This is a genomic window from Planococcus daihaiensis (assembly GCF_049262615.1).
Lineage (GTDB): Bacteria > Bacillota > Bacilli > Bacillales_A > Planococcaceae > Planococcus.
This window is the reverse complement of sequence record NZ_CP175504.1, coordinates 3,010,965-3,032,030: the sequence shown is the minus strand read 5'-3', so window position 1 is coordinate 3,032,030 and position 21,066 is coordinate 3,010,965. Positions and strand designations below refer to the sequence as shown.

Annotated in this window: 15 protein-coding genes and 1 other annotated feature; all 15 genes read right to left on the bottom strand. The window is 48.4% G+C overall.

All coding sequences use genetic code 11. From position 1 onward, the window contains the following. Positions 1–164: 164 nt before the first annotated feature. Positions 165–2,798, bottom strand: coding sequence for a valine--tRNA ligase (locus DHX103_RS15060; RefSeq protein ID WP_422123037.1), 2,634 nt, complete (start codon positions 2,796–2,798; stop codon positions 165–167). Positions 2,799–2,901: 103 nt separating this feature from the next. After that, positions 2,902–3,119: a binding site (T-box leader), on the bottom strand. Between the two features lie 21 nt (positions 3,120–3,140). Next, positions 3,141–4,190: an AbrB family transcriptional regulator gene (locus DHX103_RS15055; protein WP_422123036.1), complete on the bottom strand. Its 1,050-nt coding sequence runs from the start codon at positions 4,188–4,190 to the stop codon at positions 3,141–3,143. A gap of 769 nt (positions 4,191–4,959) precedes the next feature. Then, positions 4,960–6,246 carry a glutamate-1-semialdehyde 2,1-aminomutase gene (gene hemL / locus DHX103_RS15050; protein WP_422123035.1) on the bottom strand — a complete coding sequence of 429 codons (1,287 nt, stop codon included), beginning with the start codon at positions 6,244–6,246 and terminating at the stop codon, positions 4,960–4,962. Continuing rightward, complete coding sequence (gene hemB / locus DHX103_RS15045; protein ID WP_422123034.1) at positions 6,247–7,227, bottom strand: porphobilinogen synthase; 981 nt, start codon at positions 7,225–7,227, stop codon at positions 6,247–6,249. After that, positions 7,224–7,925 (bottom strand): uroporphyrinogen-III synthase, encoded by a 702-nt coding sequence (locus tag DHX103_RS15040; protein WP_422123033.1) that lies wholly within the window; start codon positions 7,923–7,925, stop codon positions 7,224–7,226. Before DHX103_RS15040 ends, hemB begins: the two co-directional genes overlap by 4 nt. Further along, positions 7,918–8,847: a hydroxymethylbilane synthase gene (gene hemC, locus DHX103_RS15035; protein WP_422123032.1), complete on the bottom strand. Its 930-nt coding sequence runs from the start codon at positions 8,845–8,847 to the stop codon at positions 7,918–7,920. The genes DHX103_RS15040 and hemC overlap by 8 nt, the downstream gene beginning before the upstream one ends. Positions 8,848–8,865: 18 nt before the next feature. Then, positions 8,866–9,696 carry a cytochrome C assembly family protein gene (locus tag DHX103_RS15030; RefSeq protein WP_422123031.1) on the bottom strand — a complete coding sequence of 277 codons (831 nt, stop codon included), beginning with the start codon at positions 9,694–9,696 and terminating at the stop codon, positions 8,866–8,868. Between the two features lie 84 nt (positions 9,697–9,780). Continuing rightward, positions 9,781–11,154, bottom strand: a complete 1,374-nt coding sequence (gene hemA, locus DHX103_RS15025; protein WP_422123030.1) for a glutamyl-tRNA reductase — start codon at positions 11,152–11,154, stop codon at positions 9,781–9,783. A gap of 762 nt (positions 11,155–11,916) precedes the next feature. Beyond that, positions 11,917–12,498, bottom strand: coding sequence for a ribosome biogenesis GTP-binding protein YihA/YsxC (yihA, locus tag DHX103_RS15020; protein WP_422123029.1), 582 nt, complete (start codon positions 12,496–12,498; stop codon positions 11,917–11,919). Continuing rightward, positions 12,495–14,822, bottom strand: coding sequence for an endopeptidase La (gene lon / locus DHX103_RS15015; RefSeq protein ID WP_422123028.1), 2,328 nt, complete (start codon positions 14,820–14,822; stop codon positions 12,495–12,497). Before lon ends, yihA begins: the two co-directional genes overlap by 4 nt. Before the next feature lie 264 nt (positions 14,823–15,086). After that, positions 15,087–16,358, bottom strand: a complete 1,272-nt coding sequence (gene clpX / locus DHX103_RS15010) for an ATP-dependent protease ATP-binding subunit ClpX (protein ID WP_422123027.1) — start codon at positions 16,356–16,358, stop codon at positions 15,087–15,089. Positions 16,359–16,522: 164 nt separating this feature from the next. Next, on the bottom strand, positions 16,523–17,836 hold the full coding sequence (gene tig / locus DHX103_RS15005; protein WP_422123026.1) for a trigger factor: 1,314 nt from the start codon (positions 17,834–17,836) through the stop codon (positions 16,523–16,525). Between the two features lie 102 nt (positions 17,837–17,938). Then, positions 17,939–18,916, bottom strand: a complete 978-nt coding sequence (locus DHX103_RS15000; protein ID WP_422123025.1) for a tetratricopeptide repeat protein — start codon at positions 18,914–18,916, stop codon at positions 17,939–17,941. A 200-nt stretch (positions 18,917–19,116) separates the two neighbouring features. Next, the gene (locus DHX103_RS14995) at positions 19,117–19,710 is read right to left on the bottom strand and encodes a YdcF family protein (protein WP_422123024.1); all 594 of its coding nucleotides are present in this window, start codon (positions 19,708–19,710) and stop codon (positions 19,117–19,119) included. A gap of 245 nt (positions 19,711–19,955) precedes the next feature. Next, the gene (locus DHX103_RS14990; protein ID WP_422123023.1) at positions 19,956–20,873 is read right to left on the bottom strand and encodes a PhzF family phenazine biosynthesis protein; all 918 of its coding nucleotides are present in this window, start codon (positions 20,871–20,873) and stop codon (positions 19,956–19,958) included. Positions 20,874–21,066: the final 193 nt, after the last annotated feature.

Genomic DNA, 21,066 nt, shown 5'->3' with positions numbered 1-21,066 from the left:
CTTCGCGAAAAGGAATCTCTAAAGATATGGAGCAAAATGGCGCAGACTCCTGGGGGACCAAGCGAAGTGTCGAGATCCACTCGGGCGTTAGCCCCGAGTTAGCTCGACGCGAGCCCCCCGGAAAGCAAGCTATTTTGCGTAATATCTATTACTAAAGATAGCTTTTAAAGATTCTTCAATTCCACAATGCGTTTCTCCACCGTCGAATGTTTCTCGATATAATCCGCTTCCTTCGTGCGTTCTTCCGCGACTACCGCTTCCGGTGCTTTGGAAACAAAGCGTTCGTTCGATAATTTGCCTTGAACGAGTTTGACTTCCTTCGCCCATTTCTCCAGCTCTTTATTCAAACGTGCCAGCTCTGCATCAATATCGATTAGGCCTTCCAGCGGCATGAACAATTCAGCGCCGGATACAACAGCCGACATTGATTTTTCTGGAGCTTGAATGTCTTGTGCAATCGTCAAAGTTTCCGTGTTGCAGAAACGTTCGATGTACGCAGAGTTTGCTTCCAGCACTTCATGTGTATTGGCGTCTTTCGCCAGGATCGTCAATGGCACTTTCTTGCTCATCGGCGACTGCACTTCTGCGCGGATCGTTCGCACGGATTTGATGACATCCACCAGCAGTTTCATGCTTGAAGACTGGCTTTGGTCCGTCAATGCAGCATCAACTTTCGGCCACTCGGCAATCGTGATCGACTCGCCTTGGGTCGGCAGGTTCTGCCAGATTTCTTCCGTGATGAACGGCATGAACGGATGCAATAAACGCATCGTGTTGTCGAGCACATATGCCAGAACCGAACGCGTCATGCGCTTTGCATCTTCGTCTTCGCCGTACAATGGCAATTTCGCCATTTCGATGTACCAGTCACAGAAATCATCCCAGATGAAGTTATACAGCAGGCGTCCCACTTCACCGAATTCGTAGCGTTCGGCAAGTGATGTCACTTGTTCAATCGTTTCATTGAGACGAGTAAGAATCCACGAATCAGCTACAGATTTCTTGCCGCTGAGATCGATTTCCTCGTATTTCATGCCTTCCATGTTCATCAACGCAAAACGGGAAGCATTCCAGATTTTATTGGCAAAGTTCCATACGCTCTCCACTTTTTCCATCGAGAAGCGAAGATCCTGCCCCGGCGATGAAGCCGTTGCGAGGAAATAGCGCAGGGAATCGGCGCCGTATTGTTCGATCACGTCCATCGGATCCACACCGTTGCCGAGTGATTTAGACATCTTACGTCCTTCCGCGTCGCGCACAAGTCCGTGGATCAATACATCATCAAACGGTTTTTCTTCGGTAAATTCAAGCGCCTGGAAAATCATGCGCGATACCCAGAAATTGATGATGTCATAACCCGTTACCAGCACATCGGTCGGATAATATTTCTTCAGCTCATCGTTTTCTTCTGGCCAGCCAAGTGTCGAAAATGGCCATAACGCCGACGAGAACCACGTATCGAGCACGTCTTCATCCTGCGTCCAGTTTTCCGCGTCTGCCGGTGCTTCGTGCCCCACATAGATTTCGCCTGTTTCGTTATGGTACCAGGCTGGAATCTGATGGCCCCACCATAATTGACGGGAAATACACCAGTCACGGATGTTTTCCATCCAGTGAAGATACGTTTTCTCGAAACGCTCCGGCACAAAATTGACGCCGTCTTCACCCTTCTGCAGATCCACCGATCTCTGTGCCAACGGCTTCATGTCCACGAACCATTGCGTCGATAGATATGGCTCCACAACTGCCCCGCTGCGTTCTGAATGCCCTACGGAATGCAAATGCTCTTCAATTTTGAATAAAACATCCATGTCCTGCAAGTCTTTGATGATCTGCTTGCGGCATTCGAAACGGTCCATGCCTTCGTACTTGCCGGCATTTTCGTTCATCGTGCCGTCTTCGTGCATGATCAATACGCGTTCCAGGTTGTGGCGATTGCCGATTTCAAAGTCATTCGGGTCATGCGCCGGTGTAATTTTCACCGCGCCGCTGCCGAATTCCATATCCACGTAATCATCCGCAACGATTTCCATTTCGCGTCCGATAATCGGAAGCGTCACCGTTTTGCCGATGAGGTGCTTATAGCGATCATCTTTCGGGTGAACCGCGACCGCTGTATCGCCGAGCATCGTCTCCGGACGCGTTGTCGCGATTTCGATGTGGCCGCTGCCGTCTGTCAGCGGGTAGCGCATGTGGTAGAATCCGCCCTGCACATCTTTATAGATAACTTCAATATCGGAAATCGCAGTTTTCGTCGCCGGATCCCAGTTGATGATGTACTTGCCGCGGTAGATCAATTTCTTCTCATACAATTTCACGAACACTTCGCGCACCGCTTTTGATAAGCCGTCGTCCAACGTGAAACGCTCGCGTGAGTAATCAAGGCCAAGGCCCAGTTTCGACCATTGCTGGCGAATGTGCCCCGCGTATTCTTCTTTCCATTTCCATGATTCTTCAAGGAATGCTTCGCGTCCTAAATCGTAGCGCGAACGTCCTTCCTCTTTCAGCTTGCCTTCCACTTTCGCCTGCGTCGCGATGCCGGCGTGGTCCATGCCCGGCAACCATAACGCGTCGTAGCCTTGCATGCGTTTCATGCGCGTCAGGATGTCCTGCAGCGTCGTATCCCAGGCGTGTCCCAAGTGGAGCTTGCCTGTTACGTTCGGCGGCGGAATCACAATGGTATAAGGCGTTTTGCCGCTTTCCGGCTGGGCTTCGAAATATTTATTGTCGATCCACCAATCATAGCGTCCTTTTTCTATGGATTGCGGATCGTACTTGGTCGACATGGGTTCTGTCATGGTGATTCCTCCTCTTTGGGTCGCTAGGGGTTTTATTTTCCATAGCGCTTGGTTTTGATCTCGAGCTTAAAAAAGGGTACAAAAAAACTCCTGTCGTCTCTACTTAAAGGACGAAGGAGTTTTCGCGGTACCACCTTTATACACAGGCAAAAGGTGCCTGGCTCTCAAGTTCGATAACGGATTCGCATCCGGATTCCGCTACTCGTGTTCACGGAAACTGCTCGGAGGTGACATTCAAATGCTGGTCCATGGAAACCTCTCACCGTTCGGCTTCCTCTCTGAAATGCACGCACATTCTACTATCCTCTTCAACGCATCAATATCTGATTACATCCATTGTACTCAATTTCCCGATTTAGCGTCAAGTTTTTTCAGCACATAGGCAACCAATGGCGCCGCCAGCAATAAAATAAAGAACAGGCGGAACAGATGGAAGCTTGTGATGAGTGCCACGTCCGCGCCGGCAGCGAGCGCTGTGATACCCATTTCCGCCATGCCGCCCGGTGCCGCACTCAGAAAGAAATCGAGGAACAGGTATTCCGGCAGCCATTCGGAGAGGATGAACGCAATGAAAACGGTGAACGCGATCAATAATACGTTGTTGACCAGGATTGCAAACGCCAGCCGCATGCTCATGTTCTCGCGCAGCTTTTCCATCTGCAAGCCGAGATGCGCGCCGACGAGCAGCTGCGCCAGGATGATCAGGATCCCCGGCATCTCGATCAGCGTGCTGCCGGTTACCGATTGGACGATGGCCATGACCAGCACCGGCGCCAATAATTCTTTCGCCGGAACTGAAAATCTCTTCATGAGCAGATAAGCTAAGATGCCGAGAATGATTGCCGAGAGGAAGGCCTGCGGTGAAAATGCGAAATTGGGAGTGGTGGCGATCTGTGAAGCCTCCCTGCCGACGAGGAGAGTCGTCAGCAGCGGCACAATCGTCACGACAAGGAAAATCCGGAACGTCTGCATCACCGAAACGACGGTAACATTGGCGTTATGGACTTCTTCCGATATCAGCACCATCTGCGACAGTCCGCCCGGCATCGACCCGAGCAGACTCGTCTGCAGCGATTCATTGGCCATCTTGCTGAACAGCAGGCCGAACAGCAGCGCTGCGATGATGACTGTCACCGTCATGAACAACATATACGGCAAATCCACCCACATCAGCAGCACGGCTTCGCGGGTGAACGACGCGCCGATCATGACCCCAAGTAAGACGAGGCCGATCAACCGGAATATTTTCGGCCAATAAAACTCGATTTCTGTAAATTGCCGCAGCAGGACCAATGCGATCATCGGACCGAGCAGCCACGGCAGGAACATGCCGATTTGATTGAAAAGGAAGCCTGCCGCAATCGCGACGGCAGCTGTACGTAATAATTTCAAAGTCGTTTCAACTCTCTTCTGAAATGAATCTATGTTTCCTATCGTAGCAGAAAATTCGGATTGGCGGGACGTCTATTGAGATGCCAATTTAGCGAATTGGGCGTAATTATGGAATAGTTGGGCGTATTCGGACGGAAGTTGGGCGTAAATCACTCCAAGTTGGGCGTATTCAACCCCAACTTGGGCATAAATCAAAATTCCTCCAAATGTGCCTTCATCCAACAGCTATGCCAGTGGAAAGGGGCGCCTTTTGCCCATTTCCACTCCTTTAAAAGTGCAGCCGGGCTTGTCGGCTGCATTTCCATTATCGAATCAATTCGAATACCCCCCTTATCCACTCCATTCGCAAGGTCAAAAGCCGATTACATGCTTTTCGCAAGCGAAAAGCGAAAGTGCAGAGCTTGGATATGGCGGCGGAAATTTCTATGAGCGGTATTCCATCTTCTATGAGCGGTTTTCCACATTCTATGATCACTCGCCCATTTTTTTTACTTTCGGGCGAAGTCCTGTAATTGTCCTTTATCTTTTGTGGTAAATGCCTTTGTTTCGGTAAAAATACTCTCTAGAGATATGGAGCAAAACAGCGAAGACGCCTTGGGGGCCAAGCGAAGTGCTGAGATCCACTCGGGCGAAGTGAAACGAGACCGAGTTAGCTCAGCGCGAGCCCCCAGGCAAGCGAAGCTGTTTTGCGGAATATCGACTATCAGGCAGTATTTTTTCCAAACAAAAAAACAGCCAGAGCAATCGCTCCAGCTGGTTCAAGATTTTATTAGCGTGCAAGTTTTGCGAAAACGGTGTGGAAGGCTTCCACTGTTTTAGCAATGTGTTCTTCAGTATGCGCCGTTGACAGGAACATGCCTTCGAATTGAGATGGCGGAAGGAAAATGCCTTCTTCAGCCATCAATTTATAATAATCCGCGAATAAATCCAGATCAGACGTTTTCGCTGAGTCGAAATCGACGACTTCCTCGTTCGTGAAGAAGAAACCGATCATCGAGCCCGCACGGTTGACCGTATGCGGGATGTTGTATTTCGTTGCAGCTTCACGGAATCCTTTTTCTAGCTGATCGCCGCGTTCGATGAATGTCGTGTAGCTGTCTTCGTTCAAGCGTGACAATGTTTCGAAACCTGCGCGCATTGCCAGCGGATTGCCGGACAGCGTGCCTGCCTGGTAAATCGAGCCGCTTGGTGCGACTTGCTGCATGATTTCGCGTCTTCCGCCGAATGCGCCGACTGGAAGGCCGCCGCCGATGACTTTGCCGAGGCAAGTCAAATCAGGCGTCACGCCGTAATAGCCCTGTGCACAATTGTAGCCGACGCGGAATCCGGTCATGACTTCATCAAAGATGAGAAGCGTGCCGTTTTCAGTCGACAAGTTACGCAGTTCCTGCAGGAAACCTTCTTTCGGCGGCACGACGCCCATGTTGCCGGCAACCGGTTCAACGATTACCGCAGCGAGATCGTCACCGAATTCCATGAATGCCTGGCGAACGCTTTCGAGGTCGTTGAACGGCACTGTAATGGTGTTCTGCGCGACAGAAGCCGGCACACCCGGTGAATCCGGCAGACCGAGCGTCGCAACGCCAGAACCCGCTTTGATCAACAGGCTGTCGCCGTGGCCATGGTAACACCCTTCGAATTTCAGGATTTTATTGCGTCCCGTATAACCGCGCGCTACGCGCAATGCGCTCATCGTCGCTTCCGTACCGGAAGAAACCATGCGCACCATTTCTATAGAAGGAACACGGTCCATGACGAGGTTCGCCATGTCGTTTTCAAGAAGGGTCGGCGCGCCAAATGAAGTGCCGAGTTCAGCCGTTTCTTTGATCGCTTCCACCACTTCGGGATGGGCGTGGCCAAGAATCAGCGGCCCCCAGGAAAGAACATAGTCGATATACGTATTGCCGTCGATATCCGTAATGGTGGCGCCTTTGCCGGAAGCCATGAAAATCGGATCCATATTGACGGATTTAAATGCACGAACCGGTGAATTAACTCCGCCCGGCATCAATTTTTTCGCTTCATCAAATGCTGCAAGTGATTTTTCGTAAGCCATTTATTTCCCCTCCAACCAGCGTACCGCGTCTTTTGCGTGATACGTCAAAATAATATCCGCTCCTGCACGTTTCATGCTGAGCAATGTTTCAAGGACGATTTTTTCTTCATCGACCCAACCGTTCATCGCCGCAGCTTTGACCATGGCGTATTCGCCGGACACGTTATAAGCAACGATCGGCAAATCGAAATTGTCGCGCACTTCGCGAACAACATCCAAATACGACAGCGCGGGTTTGACCATCAGGTAATCGGCGCCTTCTTCCACATCAGAAGCTGCTTCGCGCAACGCTTCGAGGCGGTTTGCCGGGTCCATCTGATAGGTTTTGCGGTCGCCGAATTGCGGTGTTGAATGAGCCGCTTCACGGAACGGGCCGTAATAAGCCGATGCGTATTTCACTGCATAGCTCATAATTGGAATATGCTGGAACCCAGCCTGGTCGAGTCCGTAACGGATCGCTGTGACAAAGCCGTCCATCATATTTGATGGTGCGATAATGTCGGCTCCGGCTTTCGCCTGGGAAACGGCCGTGCGCGCCAATAGATCGAGCGACTCGTCATTTAAAATGACACCGTCTTCGATCACGCCGCAATGGCCGTGGTCTGTGTATTGGCACAGGCACGTGTCAGCGATGACAACGAGTTCCGGATGACGTTCTTTTGCAAAACGGATCGCTTCCTGTGTAATCGCGTGGTCATGATAAGCTTGGGAACCGACAGCATCCTTGTCATTCGGCACGCCGAACAGGATGACGGAAGGAATGCCCAACTCGACCACTTCGTCCAATTCTTCGCCGAGGCGGTCCATGGAATAATGGAATACGCCGGGCATAGAGGAAATCTCGTGTTTGATGTTTTCGCCTTCAACGACAAAAATCGGATAGATGAAATCTTCTTTATAGAGTCCAGTTTCACGCACCATAGCCCGGATATTCGCGGATCCGCGCAATCTCCGGTGGCGATTGAATTTCAAATCTTTCATTCTGTACATCTTCCTTTCGCAATTTCATTGACGACGTCCAAATACGTATAGGTCGCGGGAATAAAATCGATATGCCCGCCTTCACCTTTTATCGCTTTCTCGGTGATATGGCCGATTGCCGCCACCTCTATATCCGACCAATCCCCTCCAGCCTTTCGGTACGCCGAAACGGCTGAGGGGCTGGCAAATATAATGGTATGTTTTTTCATCTCTTTTAATGCGCGTGCGTTTTGAAGCAATAGGTTTGTGTCATAAATGATCCATTCATCGACGGGAATTGGCATATCAGCAATGGTGTTCTTCGCCAGCGAACCTTTGATGAACAGGCATTTTTGGCCATCCGCAACGGCAGGAAATTCTTTCACAAAATTATCTGCGCTGAATACGCTGGAAATAAAATCGACTGTATAACCGTTTGCCCGCAGGACCTCCGCTGTCTTTTCACCGACCGCCGCTATTTTCGGTACGTCGTCTTCGTGGAGCTGACAAAATGCCTGCGCACTCGTCCGGCTCGTGAAAATCAGCCAGCCATAATTGGCGAAATCCGGTTTTTCGGTCTGGCGGATCGACGTTTCGATCAGCGGCAGGTAAATTGTCTCCCCGTCGAGTTGTTCAACTTGATCGGCCGCTTCCACCGGAAAAGTGGAACCTGTAAAAACGATCGTTTTGCCTTTCAGCGATGCTTTGTTTTTACACATTGCTCTCAGCAATGACGCGCTGGATCAAGTCATAGCCGCCTTGCGCGCTAATCTTTTCAGCCACAACACGCCCGGCTTCAACCGGATCTGTATTAACAGCTGTTTCTTTATAGACCTGGTCTGCTTCCGGAGAAGAAATCAGCCCTGTAAATGTGATGTCACCCTTTTCAACAGTTGCATAGCCCGCAATCGGAACCTGGCAGCTGCCGTTCATATCTTTCAGGAATTTGCGTTCTGCATTCACTGCAAGCATTGTGGTTTCATGATTGACTTTCGCAAGTTCCGCGAGCAATTCTGCGTCGTCTTCACGGCATTCAATCGCCAAAGCGCCCTGGCCGATCGCCGGCAGGCAGTCTTCGATACTTAAGAATTCAGTGACGATATCATCTTTCCAGCCCATGCGTTTCAAACCGGCAGCTGCCAGAATGATGGCATCGAAATCACCGGATTTCAGCTTTTCAAGACGCGTATCAATATTGCCGCGGATCCAGTGAATGTCCAAATCCGGACGGATCAACAGCAATTGCGAACTGCGGCGCAAACTGCTTGTGCCGACGCGTGCACCGACTGGCAATTCCATGAATTTTATATGATCATTGGCAATAAATGCATCGCGCGGATCTTCGCGTTCCGGCACACAGCCGATAACGAATCCTTCCGGCAATACGGACGGCATATCTTTCATGCTGTGAACAGCAAAATCGATTTCCTTGTTGCCGAGTGCTTCTTCGATTTCTTTGACGAATAGCCCTTTACCGCCGACTTTTGACAAAGTGACGTCGACGATGCGGTCGCCTTTTGTGACGATTTCTTTGATTTCAAATTCAAAAGGGGCGCCTGCCGCCTTCATTTTTTCGATAAACTGCTTGGTCTGTGTCATTGCCAACTTGCTTCTTCTGGATCCTACAACGATTTTTCTCAAAATAAATCCTACCTTTCCTTAATACCAAAAATGAAATTCCGATAAACGGCTGCCGAGGAAGAAATTAATCAGCAGCACTAAAAATGCATAAATGTGGGCCATTGAATGGGACATGCCATTCAATGTGCCTTTCTGATGGCGCCACAGAATAATGCTGTAGACGACCACCAGGATAAATGAACCGACGATTTTCGGATCGAGAATCGAAAAGTCGACGAGCGCGATGTACGCCCATTGCAAGCCGAGCACCAGCGACACGAACAGCAGGGAAATCCCCACTCCGATCGATATCGACATGCCTTTTTCCGTCTGTCCGAGTGATGGCAGGCTGTCCCATTGTTTGGTCCATTTTTTCTGCTTCAATAAACGATATTGCAGCACATGGAGCAAGGAAAAAACAAAAGACAACGAAAACGCCGCATAGGACAGGATCGCAAAACTGACGTGAATCAGCAGCAGCTCGGAGACAAGCGATTCCCCTACAGGAGAACGCTCGATCTGCACCGGCGCAAATGTATGGATGGTCATGAAGATGAATCCGATGATATTAATGAGGAACACCGCAAAATCGAAGCGGTAAAAAATCCTCAGAATCAGTGATACTGTAACGAGCAGCCAGGCATAGAAATAAATGCCTTCAAATAACGTGAGAATCGGAAATCTCTGTGTTTCGATGATATAAAATACCAGAAATACCGTTTGCAGCAACCACACCACACCGAGTAAGGACATGGCGACGCGGGCTGCTCTTTTCTCTTTATATACATAATCCAAAAAATAAAAAACAAGGCTGACAGCATATAGAATAACCATAGCTTCGTGCAGCCTTGCCATTGTTATATCAGCCATCCCATTCCCCTTCATTTCCATAGTTAAAGGCGCTTCGTCTCTACATTTTAACATATAGATACGAAAACGCCTCTTGTAAACCGATTAAAATGAGTATCCGGGTGATTCCTGTTTTTGCTGTTGCTTTTCTTCTGCTTTTCTTTTGGCTTTAGCCATCGCGACTATAGACTGCTGTTCGATCTGCAATTGCACTTCGTCTTCAATGCCGAAAATCTGCTGGAACATTTGAAGCTGTTCGCGCGACTTCGGTGATCCGGCCATTTCTTTGGCCTGTGAAATCGGTTCTTTCAGCAATTGGTTGATGATCGATTTTGTGTGTTTGTTCAAGATTTTCTTCTCACGGTCAGTCAGGTCCGGCATCTTGTTCTCGATGCTCATCATCGTTTCTGCCTGAATGCCAAGCGCTCTTTCACGCAATGCCGAAATCACAGGCACGACGCCAAGCGTTGTCAGCCAGTCATTGAATTGACCCGCTTCGGTGTCGATCATTGTCACGATCTGTTTCGCGGCACGTTCACGTTCCGCCAGATTGGCGTTGACGATGCCTTGCATATCGTCAATATCGTACAGGAATACATTCGGCAAATCGCCGATGCGCGGGTCCATATCACGCGGCACGGCAATATCCACGAGGAATAAAGGCTTGCCTTTGCGCAATTTCTCCACGAATTGCATCAATTCGAAATCGATGACGAATTCCTGCGCACCAGTGGACGAAATCAGAATGTCCGCTTCCAATAATGCACATTGCAATTCACTCAACGGTTTCGCTTGGCCGCCAAAATTTGCCGCCAGCGATTCCGCTTTTTCGAATGTGCGGTTGATGACCGTAATACGGTCCGCCCCGCTGCCCTGAAGGTTCTTGATCGCCAGTTCGCCCATTTTGCCCGCGCCTAAAATAACGACATGCTTGTTTTTCAGCGTGCCGAAAATTTTCTTGCCGAGTTCAACCGCCGCATAGGAAACTGATACTGCATTTTCGCCGATCGCCGTTTCCGAATGCGCGCGTTTCGCCAGTGTAACCGCCTGTTTGAATAATTGATTGAATACCGTACCGGTCGTCCCGATTTCCTGTCCGGCAAGGAAACTGCCTTTTACCTGGCCAAGAATCTGGGTTTCGCCGAGCACCATCGAATCAATGCCAGCCGTCACGCGAAACAGATGATCGACTGCCTCATCTTTTTCATGGACAAATAAATACTGCGAAAACGACTCCTGCGGAATGTTAAAATAATCCGCCAGAAATTGCTTCACATAGTATTTGCCCGTATGGAGCTGGTCCACTACCGCATAAATTTCCGTGCGGTTGCACGTCGAAACGATGACATTCTCCAGTACGCTTTTTTGTTTATTTAAAGCCTGCATGGCCTGTGGAAGTTCGTTTTCGATAAACGACAGCTTCTCACGGATCTCAACAGGTGCAGATCGGTAATTCACCCCGACTACTAGTGTATGCATGGGTTCAAAACACCTTTCACGTTCCATATTTCATATATCTAAGTATACCACTGTCAAAGGATTTTAAGCCTCTGAAATTGTGAACAAGCAATGAAGTATGTTTATTTATAATCATTATAAACTAATTCTAGCATTGGGGATATTGTTGGACAAGGATAACGCTTGTATTCGAATTTGTCAGTTAACTTGGCGGTGTTTTATATGTAAAGACTATTCTTAGCTAACAGATATTCCGCAAAACAGCTTCGAAGACATTAGCCGAAGCAAGCGAGGCTAAGTCTTTGCGACGAAGCAGCGAAGCGATGCAGGAGCACGGTTTTAACATCTAGCTTAGGCAGTGTGTCGTCCGAGTGGATCTTGCACTTCGTCGGCATTCGCCTGCTCCCCTGGGCGTCTGCGCTGTTCTTTTGAGATTTCTCTAAGAGGCAATGAGTGCAGGATCCAATAGAGTCATGAATTCCGCAGATATAGTTCTATGAGCGGTCGGCCAATATTCGAGCACATCCACGGCTCCCCCATGCCCGTTGCAAAGAAAGGATGAGTTCGGAGATGGAAAGCAGTCCACTGCCGCGGACTGCCCAGTGGGCGGGGGCGCCCCGCCCGATCATTTCTAATGGTTTGAGTCATTTATCTAATGGTTGTCCCTTTTTATCTAATGGTTAACAAAGTTTATCTCACGCTTTCTCAATTTTATTTAACGGTTACCGCGCCGATGCAATATTCTTCACATAAAAAAGCGCAGCCTCAGCTGCGCTCTCCCTCTTACATTCTGCTTTCGATTTCTTTCCAGGCTTCTTCTTTGCCGAGGCCTGTATCGGATGAAAAGACGATTAATGGATCGGTCTTTTCCATCTCCAGCGTATCGCGGACAATTTTCTTGTGCTTGTCCCATTTGCCTTTTGGAATCTTATCCGCTTTTGTCGCGATGATGATGCATGGAATTTCAAAATGCTTCATGAAATCGTACATGGCCACATCATCACGGCTCGGTGGATGGCGTAGGTCGACAATCTGGATGACGGCACGCAATGGTTCGCGGTCCGTGATATAGCGTTCGATCATCTTGCCCCAAGCTTCGCGTTCCGACTTCGATACTTTGGCGTAGCCGTAGCCCGGCACATCGACATAGAACAGCTTTTCTTCTATCTTATAGAAATTCAGCGTCTGCGTCTTGCCGGGTTTCGCCGAAATACGCGCCATGCTTTTGCGGCCGATCATTTTATTGATAAATGATGATTTACCAACATTGGAACGTCCCGCAAGCGCGAATTCCGGCAGGCCGTCTTCCGGATATTGATCCGGACGGACGGCGCTGATTACAAGTTCTACATTATTTACTTTCATTCGTTTACTCCTTCTAACGCAATTTGGAGCGCTTCGTCTGCCTCTGCTACAAATTTGAACGTCAATTGTTCACGCACCGTTTCCGGTATGTCTTCGATATCGCGCTCGTTTTCCATCGGCAGGATGATTGTCGTCAACCCGGCGCGGTGAGCGCTCAAGGTTTTTTCTTTCACGCCGCCGATTGGCAGCACGCGTCCACGCAATGTGATCTCCCCCGTCATTCCGACTTCGCGGCGGATTGGACGGCTCGACAATGCTGACACCAATGCTGTCGCAATGGCCACACCCGCTGAAGGCCCGTCTTTTGGAACCGCGCCTTCAGGAACGTGGATATGGATATCATGGGATTCATGGAAATTCGGATCAAGGCCCAGCGATTCGGCTCTCGAACGCACAAACGATAAAGCCGTCTGCGCCGATTCCTTCATGACGTCTCCCAATTTCCCGGTCAATTGCAATTTGCCTTTGCCCGGTGACAGCGCCACTTCGATCTGCAAGGTATCGCCGCCGGTGCTCGTATAAGCAAGCCCGGTCGCGACACCGATTTGATTTTCCGTTTCAGCCATGCCGTAGCGGAATTTACGTTTACCGAGATATTCTTCGACTTCTTTGCCAGTCACTTCCACAGCTTCTTTTTCTTTCGAAACGAGCTGCTTCGTCACTTTCCGGCAAATCGAGGCAAGCTGTCGTTCGAGCCCGCGGACTCCCGCTTCGCGCGTGTAATAACGGACGATGGACAATAATGCATCATCTGTAAATTGCAGCTGCTCCGGGGTCAACCCGTGCTCCTTCAATTGCTTCGGTGCCAAGTGATTCTTCGCAATCTGCGTTTTCTCCGCTTCCGTATAACCCGCAATCGAAATCACTTCCATGCGGTCACGCAACGGACCTGGAATTGTGCTGAGATCATTCGCTGTCGCAATGAAAAGCACGTTCGAAAGGTCATAAGTTTCTTCTATATAATGGTCACTGAATGAATTATTCTGTTCGGGATCCAACACTTCCAGCATTGCAGAAGATGGATCGCCTCTGAAATCATTCGACATTTTCTCGATTTCATCCAGCAGGAAGACCGGATTGACCGTCCCCGCTTTTTTCATTCCTTGAATGATACGTCCCGGCATCGCACCGACATACGTGCGTCGGTGGCCGCGGATTTCAGATTCGTCACGGACGCCGCCGAGAGAAATGCGGACAAAATTCCGGTCAAGCGAATCGGCAATCGATTTCGCGAGCGATGTTTTCCCGACACCCGGAGGCCCGACCAAACAAAGAATCGGCCCACGCAAGGATTTGGTCATCTGCTGCACAGCCAGATATTCAAGCACGCGTTCTTTGACATCTTCCAGTCCATCATGGTCGCGGTTCAACACTTCTTCCGCGTACTTGATATCGAGACGGTCTTCCGTTTTTTCAGACCACGGAATCGTGACCAGCCATTCGATGTAATTGCGGATGATGCCGCTTTCCGCTGCTGCAGAAGGCAGTTTTTCGTAACGGTCCAATTCTTTCAACGCCACTTTTTTCGTTGACTCCGGCATGCCCGCAGCATCTATCCGTTTTTTCAAATCGGAAATTTCGCCAGTCTTGCCGTCTTTGTCGCCCAGTTCTGTCTGAATCGCTTTCATCTGCTCGCGCAAATAAAATTCTTTCTGCGTCTGCTCCATCGCTTTTTTAACGCGCTGGTTGATGCGTTTCTCCAAATCGATGACTTCCTGCTCATTGTGCAAGCGGCCAATCAGCATCTCAAGACGCTTGCTGATATCAAACGTCTCCAGAATCTCCTGTTTGCCTGCCATTTTCAACGGCAGATGCGATGCGATCATATCGGCAAGACGTCCCGGTTCTTCGATATCCGCTACCGTCTTATAGGTTTCATTTGTCACCTTTTTAGACGCTTTGGAATACTTTTCAAAATGCTCAAGCAATAAACGCATCAACGCATCCTGCTCTGCATCGCGTTCGGTTTCATCCGGGAATGAAGTCACTTCCACAACCGGGAATTTCTCTTCATCTTCATATGATTTCCATTGACCGCGTTCCAGCCCTTCGACCAATACGCGGATGGTGCCGTTCGGCAATTTCAGCATCTGTTTCACATACGCCATCGTACCGATTTTTTGCAGATCTTCTTTTTCCGGCTCTTCCACACTGATATCTTTCTGGGTCGCCAGGAAAATAATATTATCTTCCAATAATGCCTGTTCCAAAGCAGCTACCGAACGCTCGCGGCCGACATCAATATGCAAAACCATTGTCGGAAATACAAGAAGTCCGCGCAGCGGCAATAAAGGCACGCGTTTCGTAACTTTCTTCTTAACCATCTATAAGCCACCTCCGGGGGAATGTTTCAATAAGTAGATTAAATTTTTTTAATCGATATTCCGCAAAACAGCTTCGAAGACATTAGCCGACGCATTCGAGGCTAAGTCTTTGCGACGAAGCAGCGCAGCGATGCAGGAGCACAGGTTTTGGCAAGCAAGCTGTTTTGCGGAATATCTAAATTTGCCACCATTTAAAGCCAAAAAAATGGACTGCCTCAGACCGCGCGGATGTGCACAATCTGAGTCAGCCCATATCATCCTAAATTATGCGGATGTTTTCTCATTATTATCTGCAATGTATTCAGTGCCATCTTCCAACATGAGTTTTGGCTGAATTTTATCGGCAATTGTCTCTTTTGTAATGATGCATTCCACAATGTCTTCGCGTGAAGGCAAGTCGAACATTACATCAAGCATGATATTCTCGATAATTGAACGAAGTCCGCGGGCACCCGTTTTGCGTTCAATCGCAAGTTTCGCGATTTCCACAAGTGCTTCGTCTTCAAACGTCAATGTCACACCATCAAGCTCCATCATTTTCTGGTATTGCTTGATCAATGCATTTTTCGGTTCAGTCAAAATCTGCACCAAGGCGCTTTCATCCAACTGTTCAAGGCTCGCGAGTACCGGCAAACGGCCGATGAACTCAGGAATCAGTCCGAATTTAAGCAAGTCTTCTGGAATCAATTGGCTGAGCAATGATTTGTCGTCAACTTCCGCTTTGTTCGGGTCTGCGCCGAAACCGATGATTTTATTGCCGAGACGGCGTTTAATGATCTGGTCGACTCCGTCAAAGGCACCGCCCACGATAAACAGGACATTTGTCGTGTCGATCTGGATGAATTCCTGATGAGGATGCTTGCGCCCGCCTTGCGGTGGAACGCTTGCAGTCGTACCTTCAAGGATTTTCAGCAATGCTTGCTGAACGCCTTCACCTGATACATCACGCGTGATTGATGGGTTCTCTGATTTACGGGCCACTTTATCGATTTCATCGATATAGATGATGCCTTTTTCAGCGCGGTCCACGTCATAATCTGCAGCCTGGATCAGTTTCAGCAGGATGTTCTCAACGTCTTCACCGACATAGCCGGCTTCCGTCAGAGATGTCGCATCGGCAATGGCAAACGGTACATTCAGGATACGGGCCAAAGTTTGCGCCAATAAAGTTTTACCACTTCCTGTTGGTCCGATCAGAACGATGTTCGATTTCGATAATTCGACATCGTCGATCTTGCTCTGGGAATTGACGCGTTTGTAATGGTTATAGACAGCTACTGCCAGCGATTTTTTCGCTTTGTCCTGACCGATTACATAACCGCCAAGGATATCCATGATTTCCTTCGGTTTTGGCACTTCTTTGAATTCCACTGCTTCTTCTGTACCAAGCTCTTCTTCTACGATTTCCGTACAAAGCTCAATACATTCGTCACAAATATATACACCCGGTCCTGCAACCAGTTTACGCACCTGCTCTTGTGGCTTACCACAGAATGAACATTTTAGATGGTCTTTTTCGTCATTAAATTTGAACAATGTATTCACCCCTATTCAAGCCATAATATTACAAGATTCCAGTGGTTTGAGCAACTAATTAGATTCTATGGAGCTGCACAGCCCTATGTGATTTCAATAATCTTCTATGTAGTGAAAACAAGGCGCGTCTCCGCGCCTTGTTTTTATGAATTGTATTAAAAAGCTTATTCTGCGCTTTCAGCGTTGTTTACTTCAGTTGTAATCGTAGCGTTTTCCAACAGGAATTCAACTGTGTTCTGCATGCGGATATCGTTTTCAAGCATTTCAGTGCCGCCAAGTGCAGCTTTGATTTGCTCGATATCCATATTGAATTGGCCGGACATCTTCTCAAGTTCTTTGTCGATATCTTCAGAAGTGACTTGCATGTTTTCAGCTTCAGCAATCGCTTCGAGTGTCAATGAAACACGTACGCGAGTTTCAGCGTCGCCTTTCATCTGCTCGCGAAGAGCTGCTTCGTCCTGTCCAGAGAACTGGAAGTAAAGCTCAAGGTTCATACCTTGTTGCGTCAGACGCTGTTCGAAGTCCTGCATCATACGATCCATTTCTGAATCGATCATTGCCTGCGGGATATCGATTGTTGCGTTTTCAGCCGCTTTTTGAACCAATTCGTCACGCACTGCCGCATCAGCACTAGATGCTTTTTCAGCTGCAGCCGCTTCTTTCATTTTTGTGCGAAGTTCATCAAGGCCAGAAACTTCAGCATCGACTTCTTTCGCGAATTCATCGTTCATTTCAGGAAGTTCTTTACCTTTTACTTCAGTCACTTTCACTTTGAAAGTTGCAGCTTTTCCTGCAAGTTCAGCAGCGTGGTATTCTTCTGGGAAAGATACTTCAACTTCTTTTTCCTCACCAGATTTAACGCCTACCAATTGCTCTTCAAAGCCAGGAATGAATGAGTTTGAACCGATTTCAAGCGAATAATCAGTGCCTGCTCCGCCTTCGAATGCTTCGCCGTCGACGAATCCTTCAAAGTCGATTACAGCCGTATCGCCTTCAACGATCGCTTCGTCTTCTTTAACAGCAAGTTCAGCGAAACGCTCCTGGTTCTCTTTCAATTTCTCTTCGATTTCTGCGTCAGTTACTTCAGTTTCAGGTTTTGAAACTTCAAGGCCTTTGTAGTCGCCAAGTGTAACTTCCGGTTTAACCGTCACTTTAGCAGTGAATACAAGCGGCTGGCCTTTTTCGATTGTTTCGATATCGATTTCCGGGCGGTCAACCGGGTTGATCCCCGCTTCTTCAACAGCGTTTGCGTAAGCATCCGGTAAGATGAAGTCAATCGCATCCTGGTAAAGGGATTCTACACCGAAACGCTTTTCGAACATTTGGCGTGGCATTTTACCTTTACGGAATCCTGGTACGTTGATTTCTTTTACAACTTTCTTGAACGCTTTGTCCAGTCCGGCATTTACTTCCTCTGCTGGTACTTCAACCGTAAGTGTTCCTGTGTTACCTTCTTGCTTTTCCCATTTTGCTGACATATATAAGCCCTCCAAACATTTTTTACAACAGTCATTCATACGTTTATACGAATTTTGACAACTTCAATATTATATCACACATGATTTGAGGTTCAACTATTTCTATTCGTTGCGCATTTCAAACCACAATTCTGCCTGCACGATCAGTTTTTGCAGATTCTCGTCGCTGGCAAGATCCATTTCGCCGGTAAACAATAAATCCAGATAGGACATATACGCTTCCGCCACTTCTTTCGGCTCGTATTCATCCATCAGAAATGGATAGAACAGATAGACATGCCGCTCGAAAAGTTCATTCGCCATCTCCAGGCGGGTCGGGTCTTTCGCCAATTGTTCCGCCAGGATCCCTTTGATTTCATTGACGCGCGGGCTGTCCTGCGGATCTGTCAGTTCATGAATATTGAATTCACCGTAATAATGAAACTTATGTATGTTGAATTTTGCCTGTATGCCTTCCTGCTGCATGATGAACAATATGTATGTTTTCGCCAGCAGATCGATATCGGGATGTTCGACCAGCGCCAGCAATTTAGTTGTCAGCGGCGGGAATGACGACGGCGGCAAATCCATCACTTTCCGCTCCTGCTCGTAAGCATTCAATGCCAGAAAAGCTTCCGGCGTGAATTGTTCGGCATCAATCTTCTCCACCGATTTTGAGGCAATGCGCTCGTTCAGGTTCCGCAGCAGGTGAAATTGCTCGAGCCGCTCATCCGGCAATACCTTCTCGTCGATCAACGCCTCGATGACCCGCTCCGCTTCTTCAAATTCACGCACTTGCATGAGAATGCTTATGTATAATTCCATCGTTTCCAGGTAGTGGATCGGCCCCACTTTCAACAGTTCGCGGCACACTTCCAGCGCTTCCTCGTAATCCCCCAGTTCATAGAGGCAATACGAATACGCTCCCAGAGCAGCCGGATGTTCGGGTTCATAAGTCAGCACCTGGTACAGGCCATCCCGGGCTTCCTCATAACGCTCCTCTTTTAACATCGTCATCCCTTCCGTCAACAGGCGGTTGATCGTTGTCGGAAAAACCACTACATTGCCTTTACGTTTCAAATCCTTGTATTTTTTCCGCATTCAACCACCTCTTTACATAAGTTAATGTCTTTACATTACCAGCATTTCCTCTAAAAATAAATCTAAACCTTTTTACCCGGTAAATCACGTGCAATCAACGCCCTTCCAGACTTTGCTTAATCTTAATCATAACACCCCCAAGGTTAAGCTAAGGTAAAATAAAAACCCCTTCCGAAGAGGAAGAGATTTCTTAACCATATTCAGTCTGCGATAGACAGCGCATAAGCGACGTAGGCTCCAATTTCCCGAAAGAAAAACGGGATGATTGTGGCAGCCGAATTATATTCCGAACTCGTTGTCGGAGAGGTGTAAGCTTCAAAGCCGGTGTCCTCCGCCATCTGCAGCGCGCGTTTCATATGGAGCGGATCGCTGACGATAAGAAAATTCGACAGCTCGTGCAACTCGGCGATTTCTGAAACATAGCGGAAGTTCTCAATCGTTACCAGTGAGCGGTCTTCGATATAAATATCTTCCTCCGGTATGCCGTGCGCCACCGCATACTTCTTCGAAACGGCTGCTTCAGCGAACTCCGAGCCATTCGTCTTGCCGCCGGTAAAGATGATCTTATCGACGTACTCATTTTCGTAAAGCCAAATCGAGTGGTTGATGCGCTCACGCAGAACCGGTGAGGGCTCATCGCCCCACACGGCTGTGCCAAGAACGATGGCCGCGTCCGCTTTCACCAATTCCGTCGTTTCGGCGTAAGTCCAAATATCGTAAGCGGCTGAGCCGCTGAAGCCAATAAGCATTATTAATGTAGCCAAAAGTATTTTAACAGGAAGTTTCGTCCTCAATTCCCCTTCATCCTTCTTTCTATGATGTTGCCCGCCAAAATCTTATGTATTCTCTCTTCAGGCCTTAGAATAGCTTAACAAACCCCCTCACCCTTTTGGAAGGGATTTTCAGGAAATAATTTATTGATATTAGTAGACGTTCACTTTATTTCCACATACAAAAACCTTCCGGCCGATAATTCGGTCAGAAGGTTTCTCATACTTTAGATTCGGATGCTCGGCCGACACCTTAGAAGGGCGTTGCTCTAGATAAACAGCTGTCCTTTACCGATGACAACAGTACCGCCTCCGATTTTCACTTCTTTGATGGCACCGCTGTGCCCCGTTACCGTGATATCGATTAGGCTCGGCCGTCCCATTTCATAGCCCTGTTCACTTCGGATGGCATAAACCTCGCCGTCACCCCTCGGCAGCAATTGGTGTTCGACCAAATATGCGCCGAGCGGGCCACTTGCTGCACCGGTTGCTGGATCTTCCGCAATCCCCATTGCAGGCGCAAACATTCGTGCATGGACAGCTGACTCCGCAGCCTCAGTTTCTGTCGTAAACGTGAAGATGTGCTGGATGTCGGAGTTTTTGCTGAAATGCTGTTCCCAGACATCCTGCCGGAAATGAATTCGCTGGATTGCCGAAAGCGAGCGCAGCGGGATGAACAGAAAAGGCACGCCTGATGATACAGGCTGAACCGGAAAATCCGGAAGAAGTTCTTCTTCTGCTAAAGACAGCAGATCGGCTGCAAGTTTTCGATTTCGAAATTCTTCATTGAAAACCGGCAGCGGCTGTTTCATTTCAACTTGAATAATCTGCCCTTCTTCCTTATGGACAGTTACCGGTATTTCCCCGACTTCTTCTTCGAACACCCAATCATTTTGCCCTTCTTCTGTCGGCACGGCACCGGAAGACGCTAACACATAAGCGGCTCCAATTGTCGGATGCCCAGCCATGGGAAGCTCCATTTGCGGCGTGAAAATCCGCAGCTTTCTGGCGTTGCCGCTTTTAGCCGGCGGATAAACAAATACGGTTTCAGAAAGATTCAGCTCTCTCGCGATTTTTTGCATCGCTTCGGTTGTTAAATCGTCTCTTCCTTCCACGACCGCCAACTGGTTGCCGCCAAACGGCTTGTCAGTAAATACATCCGCCAATGTGTATTCCAAAGGTTTCATCGTCATTCTCCTCACTAATGTGGTTTTTTCAGAAAGTGGCTGCAATAATTTTGGTGTGTCTTTTTGAATGAAATAAAGCTTGTTCAGCTCCGGGCTTTACCGGTGACTCAATTTGTATCTTCCATTGTATTATATCATTTGATGATTCCAATATTAGTAAACGACAGTTTATTTGGACACAAAAAAGCAGCCT